Consider the following 8,110-nt stretch of genomic DNA (forward strand, 5'->3'; position numbering starts at 1 on the left):
CGATGACCACCACCAGCAGACCGCTGCCCGCGGCGCCCAACCGGATCGAGTTGGCGATCGGCGGGATGACCTGCGCCGCCTGCGCCGCCCGGATCGAGAAGAAGCTCAACCGGATGGACGGCGTGAGCGCCGCCGTCAACTACGCCACCGAGAAGGCCACCGTCCGGTACGCCGACGGCGTCACGCCGGACGACCTGATCGAGACCGTGCGCAAGACCGGGTACACGGCCGCGCTGCCGGCCCCGCCGACGGCCGAGGAGCCGGCGGATCCGCTGCGCGGCCCGCGTACCCGGCTCTGGGTCTCGGTGGCGCTCAGCGTGCCGGTGGTCCTGCTGGCCATGGTCCCCGCCTGGCAGTTCGACTACTGGCAGTGGCTGTCGCTGACCCTCGCGGCCCCGGTGGTGGTCTGGGGTGGGCTGCCGTTCCACCGGGCCGCCTGGACCAACCTGCGCCATGGCGCGGCCACCATGGACACGCTTGTCTCACTCGGCACCCTGGCCGCGTTCGGCTGGTCGCTCTGGGCGCTCTTCCTGGGTGACGCCGGCATGCCCGGGATGACGCACCCGTTCCGCTTCGACATCACCCGCACCGACGGCGCCGGCACCATCTACCTGGAGGCGGCCGCCGGGGTGACGGTGTTCATCCTGGCCGGCCGCTACTTCGAGGCCCGGTCCAAGCGGACCGCCGGTGCGGCCCTGCGCGCCCTGCTCGACCTCGGTGCCAAGGAGGTGGCGGTGCTGCGCGACGGGGTGGAGACCCTGATCCCGGTGGACCGGCTCGCCGTCGGTGACCGGTTCGTGGTGCGTCCCGGGGAGAAGATCGCCACCGACGGGGTGGTCGACGAGGGCACCTCCGCCGTCGACGCCAGCATGCTCACCGGTGAGTCGGTGCCGGTCGAGGTCGGTCCCGGCGACGGCGTGGTCGGCGCCACCATCAACGCGGGCGGACGGCTGATCGTCAGCGCCACCCGGGTCGGCGCGGACACCCAACTCGCCCGCATGGCCGACCTGGTCGAGCAGGCGCAGAGCGGCAAGGCCGCCGTGCAGCGCCTCGCGGACCGGATCTCCGGTGTCTTCGTACCGATCGTCATCACCCTCGCCGTGGGCACGCTCGGCTGGTGGCTCGGCACCGGGGCCGGCCCGACCGCCGCGTTCACCGCCGCCGTCGCCGTGTTGATCATCGCCTGCCCCTGCGCGCTGGGCCTGGCCACCCCGACCGCGCTGCTGGTCGGCACCGGTCGGGGCGCCCAACTCGGTGTGCTGATCAAGGGTCCGGAGGCGCTGGAGTCGACCCGCCGGGTGGACACCGTCGTGCTGGACAAGACCGGCACCGTGACGACCGGCCGGATGACCCTGGTGGACGTGGTCCCGACGAGTGGCGCGGATCGGGGCGAGCTGCTCCGGCTCGCCGGTGCGGTGGAGGCCGCCTCCGAACATCCGATCGCCCGCGCGGTCGCGGCGGGCGCCGCCGAGGAGGGATCGCTGCCCCCGGTGACGGGCTTCGGCAACCTCGAAGGGCTGGGCGTCACCGGCACCGTCGACGGAAGGACCGTGCTCATCGGTCGGATCCGGCTGCTGCGGGAGCGGGAAATCGACGTACCGCCGGAGGTCGAGTGGGCCGTCCGCGACGCGGAGGCCGCCGGCCGTACGGCGATCGTCGCGGCCTGGGACGGGCGCGCCCGGGGCGTGCTCGCGGTCGCCGACGTGGTCCGGCCGACCAGCCGGGCGGCGGTGGCCCGGCTGCGGGCACTGGGGCTCACTCCGGTCCTGCTGACCGGGGACAACGCCACGGTGGCCCGCGCGATCGCCGCCGAGGTGGGCATCGACGAGGTGATCGCCGAGGTGCTGCCGGCCGGCAAGGTCGACGTGGTCAAGCGGCTGCAGGCGCAGGGGCGGTCGGTGGCGATGGTCGGTGACGGGGTCAACGACGCCCCGGCTCTGGCCCAGGCCGACCTGGGGTTGGCGATGGGCACCGGCACCGACGTGGCGATCGAGGCGTCCGACCTCACCCTCGTCCGGGGCGACCTGGACGCCGCCGTCGACGCCATCCGGTTGTCCCGCCGCACGCTGGGCATCATCCGGGGCAACCTGTTCTGGGCGTTCGGTTACAACGTGGCGGCCCTGCCGCTGGCGGCCGCCGGGCTGCTCAACCCGATGATCGCCGGCGCAACGATGGCGCTGTCCTCGGTCTTCGTGGTGGCGAACAGCCTGCGGCTGCGCCGGTTCCGCCCGGCCGCTGTCGGTCGCGGACTGTGACGGCGGCAATGGTTGGACCGGTGACGGTGGGGGTACTGGTGGTGTCGTAGCAGCGACGCTTGCAATGGAGGTTGGCAATGGGATTCGACGACAAGATCAACAACGCCACCGAGGACGCGACCGGCAAGCTGAAGGAAGGCGCTGGTCGCGCCACCGATAACGAGCAGCTCGAGGCCGAGGGTCGCGCGGACCAGTCCACGGCCAAGCTCAAGCAGGCCGGCGAGAAGATCAAGGACGCCTTCAAGAGCTGACGTACGACGTAACCCGCACGCCGGGCCGGTGATCACTCACCGGCCCGGCGTGTCTGTGTGTCCGGCCCCGTTCCGCGACCCTGAGAACCCCCTGATTCCACCCTCGGTCCGTATCGCCGCGTCGGCATACCTGCTAACTTCTCTTTGCATGTGCGAGGGCCGGTTGTGAGCAGCGCTCCATCGCCGATCGGCGACGACCTGGTACGGGTGCTGGCCTCGTTGGCCAACCCGCACCGGCTGCGGATCATCGCCGCGCTGGCCCGCGAGCGTGCCTACGTCAGCGGGCTGGCCCGGCAACTGGGGATCAGCCGAGCGCTGTTGCAGGTCCACCTACGGAAGCTGGCGGCGGCCGGGCTGGTCACCGCGAGCCTGGAGTTGTCGGAGGACGGGAAAGCCATGAACTACTACGAGGTGCAGCCGTTCGTGCTCACCCTCACCCCCGAGATCATCGCGGCGGCGGCCGAGACGCTGACCGTGCCCGACTCGGTCGAGCAACCAGGAGGGAACCGATGAGCGGGCACGACTGGACCGAGGTGGTCGGCGCGATCGGCATCTTCGCCTTCCTGGTCAGCGTGGTCACGGTGACCATCGTGCAGCTCGCCAAGACCCGGCGGGCCCGGTACGAGGCGTCCCGCGCGGACGACTACCGCAGGCTCGCCGAGCAGGCCGCTCAGGCCCAGGCGGAGAACGCCCGGCTGCTCGCGGCGATGGACGGCCGGCTCGCCGGGATGGAGACCCGGATGACAACCGTCGAACGCGTCCTGGTCGAGGTCGACTGACCGCTGACGAAGGCCCCGGGCCGTCGAGCGGCTACTCGACGGCCCGGGTGGAAGCAGCATCACCTCGCCCGGTGGGCGAGTTTCACCGGCAACGCTCCTTCACGGAGAGGACAGCACCTCATGCCGCACGTCCGCAAATCCGCCGTCGCCTGGGCGGTCGCCCTGGCCCTCACGGCAGCCGGCCTGACCCCGGCGAGCCCGGCCGCCGCCCAGCCCACGATCGACTGGCAGCCCTGTGCCGCCGACGACTCCGCCGAGTGCGGCACCCTGTCACTGCCGGTCGACTGGGACCGGCCCCGGGGGGAGCGCTTCGACCTCGCGCTGGCCCGCCGGGTCGCCAAGCCGGCCACCCGCGAGGGCACGCTGGTCTTCGGCCCCGGCGGGCCGGGCGACAGTGGCGTCGACCGGGTGGTCGACGGCAGCTCCCGGTTCAGCGCCGACCTGCGCCGCCGGTTCGACATCGTCAGCTTCGACCCGCGCGGCACCGGCGGCAGCAACCCGGTGGTCTGCTCCCGGGCCCTGCTCGCCCAGCAGCCGCAACTGATCGCCGACCAGGCCCAGTTCGACGCCACGCTGGCCGGCAACGAGCTGCTGCGGGCCGACTGCCGGGCGCGCACCGGGCCGCTCTACGACCACGTGGACACGATCAGCGCCGCCCGCGACCTGGACGCGATCCGCGCCGCGCTCGGCGAGCGGCAGCTCACCTTCCACGGCAGCTCGTACGGCACCCTGCTCGGTGAGCAGTACGCCGAGCTGTTCCCGCACCGGGTCCGGGCCATGGTGCTGGAGGCCGCGGTGGACCACAGCGTCGGCACCCGCGCCTTCCTGGACACCCAGGCCGTCACCTCGGAGGACGCGTTCGACGAGTTCGTCGCCTGGTGTGAAAGGTCCGCCGCCTGCGCCCTGCGTGGGCGGGACTTCCGGGCCCTCTGGGAGGGGCTGCGCGCCCGAGCCGAGGCCGGCACGCTCACCGACCCGAAACGGCCCGGTGTCGTGCTGACCCCGTTCGAGTTGAGCCGGCTCACCCACCGGGAGTTCTACGACACCTGGCGCTGGCCGGGGCTCGCCGAGTGGTTGGGCGCGATGGAAGCCCCCGCCACGGTGCGAAGCGCCGGCCCGTCCACGGGTGACGCCGTGGCGCCGTACCCCTTCGCGGTTTTCTGCCAGGACTGGAGCCTGCCGGTCCGCGACTACCGGGAGTACGACGAACACCTGCGCCGGGTGGCCCGGCTCGCGCCCGACCTGCGGTACCCGACGGCGGTGTTCGCCCTCGCGACCTGCCTGGGCACCCCGACGCCGGTCGCCAACCCGCAGCACCGGCTGCGGGTGCGCACCGACGTGCCGTTGCTGATCGCCGCCACCGTGCACGACCCGGCCAGTGGGTACAACTGGGCCACGAACGTGGCGCGGCAGTTGGGCCGGCACGGCGTGCTGCTCACCTACGCGGGTTGGGGGCACGGCAGCTACAGCACCAGCCCGTGTGTCAAGCGGGCCGTCGACGCCTACCTGCTCGACCAGAAGGTGCCGGCCCGGGGCGCCACCTGCCCGGCCGTCGACCCCGACGTGTGACCGCGCCGCTGCCGGCCGCCGGGGTCAGACCTGCCCGGCGGTCGGCGGCCGTCGCACTCCCGCCAGCCGGGCGGCGCGCAGCTCCAGATACCGCTGCTCGGGCCGGCTCGTGGTGCCCCGGGCCGCCTCCAGGTACGCCTCCCGCGCCGCGCCGACCTCCCCGGCCAGCTCCAGCAGGTGCGCCCGGACGGCGGCGAGCCGGTGGTGCCCGGCGGTGCGCTCGTCGGCGTCCAGGGCCGTGAGCAGGGCCAGCCCGGCCCGTGGCCCGTCCACCATGGCCACCGCCACCGCCTGGTTGAGGGTGACCAGCGGGTTCGGCGCGATCCGGGCCAGCAGCCGGTAGAGCGCGACGATCTGCCGCCAGTCTGTCTCCGCCGCCGTCCGGGCCTCGGCGTGCACTGCGGCGATCGCCGCCTGGAGTTGGTACGGCCCGGGCGGCGACCAGGTCAACGCGTCCGTGATCAGCGCGATCCCCTCGGTGCTGGCGGCGACGTCCCACCGGGTGCGGTCCTGCTCGGCGAGCGGCACCAACTCCCCGTCCGGGCCGAGCCGGGCCGCCCGGTGCGCGTCGGTGAGCAGCATCAACGCCAGCAGCCCGCTCACCTCGCCGTCGTCGGGCAGCAGTCCGTGCAGGATGCGCGCCAGCCGGATCGCCTCGCCGGTCAGCTCGGCCCGGTGCAGATCCGGGCCACTGGACGCGGTGTAGCCCTCGTTGAAGATCAGGTAGAGCACGCGGAGCACCGTGCGCAGCCGCTCGTCCCGTTCCGCCGGACCGGGCATGGTGAACCGGGCTCCGGCGGCCTCGATCCGCTGCTTGGCCCGGCGGATCCGTTGGCTCATCGTCGCCTCCGGCAGCAGGTGCGCCCGGGCGATCTGGGCGGTGCTGAGGCCGCCGACCGCGCGCAGGGTGAGCGCCACCTGCGCCGATCCGGTCAGCGCCGGATGGCAACAGAGAAACAGCAGGGTGAGGGTGTCGTCGGCGTCCGCCACCGCGGGCTCCGCGTCGGCCGCCGGTGCCACCCCGGCGTACGCCGGCTCGCGCAGCGTCACCGCCAGCTCGCGGTCCCGGCGGGCGTTCTCGCTGCGCCACTCGTCGGTGAGCCGGCGGGTGGCCACGGTGAGCAGCCACGCGCGCGGACTGTCCGGTACGCCCTGCGTGGGCCACTGCGTCGCGGCGGCGAGCAGCGCCTCCTGGACCGCGTCCTCGCACCTGTCGAACTGGCCGTGCCGGCGAACCAGCAGGCCGAGGACCTGCGGCGCGACCGTGCGCAGCAGATCCTCGACCGTCCGGTCGTCGGTCACATCTCCGCTCCGGACTCGTCCATGATCGGGCGAACCTCCATGGCGCCGCCGAAGCGCACGTCCGGCCAGCGGGCGGCGATCTCGGCGGCCCGTTGCGGGCTGTCGCAGTCGACCGCCAGGTAACCGGCGAACTGCTCCTTGCTCTCCATGAACGGCCCGTCGATGACCTCGGCCCGGCCGTCGACGGCCCGAACCGTCAACGTCTGCGACGGGTTGGCCAGCGCCTGGCCGCCGATCAGCTCGCCGGTCTCGGTCAACTCCTTCATGATCTCGTCGACCTCGCCGAACAGGGCGGTGCGGTCCTGCTCGGAAAGCTCCTCGGTGAAGCCGGGCCGGTTCCAGATCAGCAGCATGTACTTCATGGCGACGCTCCTCAGACTCGTGTCGCACCCCGGTCGGGGCGCGACTCACCGGAGGGTCGGAGCCGACAATCCGTTCCCTACGGCGTAGCGCAGAAAATCGCAGATATCGCCGCCGGTGGTGGTCCCACGCCGGGCGGTTCAGCGCCGATCAGGTCGGCCCGGCACCTGGCGGGGCTTCCGCCCGCCGCCGACGTCCAGCGACGCCCGGTCGGCGGCCGAGGTGCCCGACGACCAGCCCTCGGCGTCGCGCACGCTGAGTCGGTGGCGGGTGACGCCGGGAAAGAGCGTGTCCAGCCGCTCCCGGACCGCCTCGCCCCGGGCGGCGAGCACCGGCAACAGTCGCTCCGCCCCGGCCGTCTCGGCCGCCGCCTGGTCCGCCGCGTCGGTTGCCGCCTCGGTGGCCGCGCGCAGCCGTTCGCCGATCCGCAGCGCGAACGCGTTGAGGAACGACTCGTCCCAGACCTTTGTCCGCCGCCCCGACCCCTGCCGCCGCTCGACCCGCCCGCGCAGCATGGCGGCGGTGGCCTGGACCAGCAGCGAGGTGTAGAGCAACTCCACCGCCACCAGGTCGGCCGGCCAGCCCAGCACGGTGGCGAAGCCGAGATCGTCGGACCAGACCGCCTCGCACCTGTTCGCCGCCGCCACCTCCTGCACCAGCAGTGCCTTCGCGCCCGCGTACGGGGTGTCGGTGCTCAGGCGTACCCCGCCGGGCACGTCGCCGCGCTCCGCCCCGGCGGCCAGCAACGCCTCGTCGATGCTGTGCCGGGCGATCAGCTCCTGCGCCTTACCGGTAAGCGCCTCCGCCTCGGCCGGGAAGGTCGTCGACTCGGCCTTGGCCAGCAGCGCCCGGACCCGGTCCAGCATCGGCGACCCGCTGCGCGCCGGACCGGCCGACCGGGCGGTCGCCGCCCCGCTCGACCCGGGTGGCGGGCGCAGCACCGCGATCGGTGGCAGGCTCTCCACCAGCGCGAGGACGTCCACGGCCGTACGGAGCGCGTCGACCCGGTCCAGCGCCTCCCGGGCGGACCAGCCGGACAACACCCGGTCGTCGTCCGCCCGCACCTCGGCGGCCAACGCGCGCAACTGCTCGTCGAACCAGGCCGGGACCGGATCCGACTGCTCGCGCCGCTGCACGGCCATCGCGTCCCGGACCAGTCGCGCCGCGCGGCCGTCGAGCCGCCGCCCGGTGATCCGGTCCACGTCGACGGGCTGCCAGCCGCGCGGCCAGAGCCGCGCCAGACCACGGACCAGGCGGCGCAGCAACGCCGCGTCCACCGCCGTGGTGCCGTCCGCGGCGCCGGTGCCGACCATCAGTTGGTCCAGCTGCCGTTCGGCCTTCCGTACGTCGGTGCCGCGCACCGCCGCGAGCGCGTTGGCGACGAGTTCGTCCGCGTCCGGCACTGGCACCTCCTTCTCGGGTTCCGCTGCGGGCGAGGCTGCCCGACCCGCCCCAGCTCCATGATCATGCCGCGCGAGGCCCCGAAGGCGCGAAACGGGGATGTTGCCGCCGTGCGCGGTGCCGGCCGTGCGCGGTGCCGGCCGTGCGCGGTGCCGGCCGTGCGCGGTGCCGGCCGTGCGCGGTGCCGGCCGTG

General features: G+C 73.7%; 8 protein-coding genes. 5 read left to right on the forward strand and 3 right to left on the reverse strand.

The annotated features are described in order from the left end of the window. The first annotated feature begins 2 nt into the window (after positions 1-2). The 5 genes from AB0A90_RS24250 (at position 3) to AB0A90_RS24270 (ending at position 4,854) form a co-directional block, all read left to right on the forward strand. Entirely contained in the window at positions 3-2,255 is a 2,253-nt protein-coding gene (locus tag AB0A90_RS24250; protein ID WP_357252003.1) for a heavy metal translocating P-type ATPase, read from the forward strand. Positions 2,256-2,332: 77 nt separating this feature from the next. Then, positions 2,333-2,506, forward strand: coding sequence for a CsbD family protein (locus AB0A90_RS24255; RefSeq protein ID WP_036410891.1), 174 nt, complete (start codon positions 2,333-2,335; stop codon positions 2,504-2,506). Between the two features lie 165 nt (positions 2,507-2,671). Next, entirely contained in the window at positions 2,672-3,019 is a 348-nt protein-coding gene (locus AB0A90_RS24260) for an ArsR family transcriptional regulator (protein WP_357252006.1), read from the forward strand. Beyond that, positions 3,016-3,285 carry a hypothetical protein gene (locus AB0A90_RS24265; RefSeq protein ID WP_357252009.1) on the forward strand — a complete coding sequence of 90 codons (270 nt, stop codon included), beginning with the start codon at positions 3,016-3,018 and terminating at the stop codon, positions 3,283-3,285. Before AB0A90_RS24260 ends, AB0A90_RS24265 begins: the two co-directional genes overlap by 4 nt. A 120-nt stretch (positions 3,286-3,405) precedes the next feature. After that, a complete protein-coding gene (locus tag AB0A90_RS24270) occupies positions 3,406-4,854 on the forward strand; it encodes an alpha/beta hydrolase (protein ID WP_357252011.1) in 1,449 nt (482 codons plus the stop codon). Positions 4,855-4,878: 24 nt separating this feature from the next. On the opposite strand, the gene AB0A90_RS24275 is transcribed toward AB0A90_RS24270, so the two are convergent. The 3 genes from AB0A90_RS24275 to AB0A90_RS24285 all read right to left on the reverse strand — a co-directional run bounded on the left by AB0A90_RS24275 (position 4,879) and on the right by AB0A90_RS24285 (position 7,919). Then, entirely contained in the window at positions 4,879-6,156 is a 1,278-nt protein-coding gene (locus AB0A90_RS24275; protein ID WP_357252014.1) for a DUF6596 domain-containing protein, read from the reverse strand. Next, a complete protein-coding gene (locus tag AB0A90_RS24280; protein WP_357252017.1) occupies positions 6,153-6,518 on the reverse strand; it encodes a YciI family protein in 366 nt (121 codons plus the stop codon). The genes AB0A90_RS24275 and AB0A90_RS24280 overlap by 4 nt, the downstream gene beginning before the upstream one ends. A gap of 138 nt (positions 6,519-6,656) precedes the next feature. Continuing rightward, positions 6,657-7,919 carry a DUF2786 domain-containing protein gene (locus tag AB0A90_RS24285; protein ID WP_357252020.1) on the reverse strand — a complete coding sequence of 421 codons (1,263 nt, stop codon included), beginning with the start codon at positions 7,917-7,919 and terminating at the stop codon, positions 6,657-6,659. Between the last annotated feature and the right edge of the window lie 191 nt (positions 7,920-8,110).

Source organism: Micromonospora sp. NPDC049204 (assembly GCF_040647935.1).
Classification (GTDB): Bacteria; Actinomycetota; Actinomycetes; order Mycobacteriales; family Micromonosporaceae; genus Micromonospora.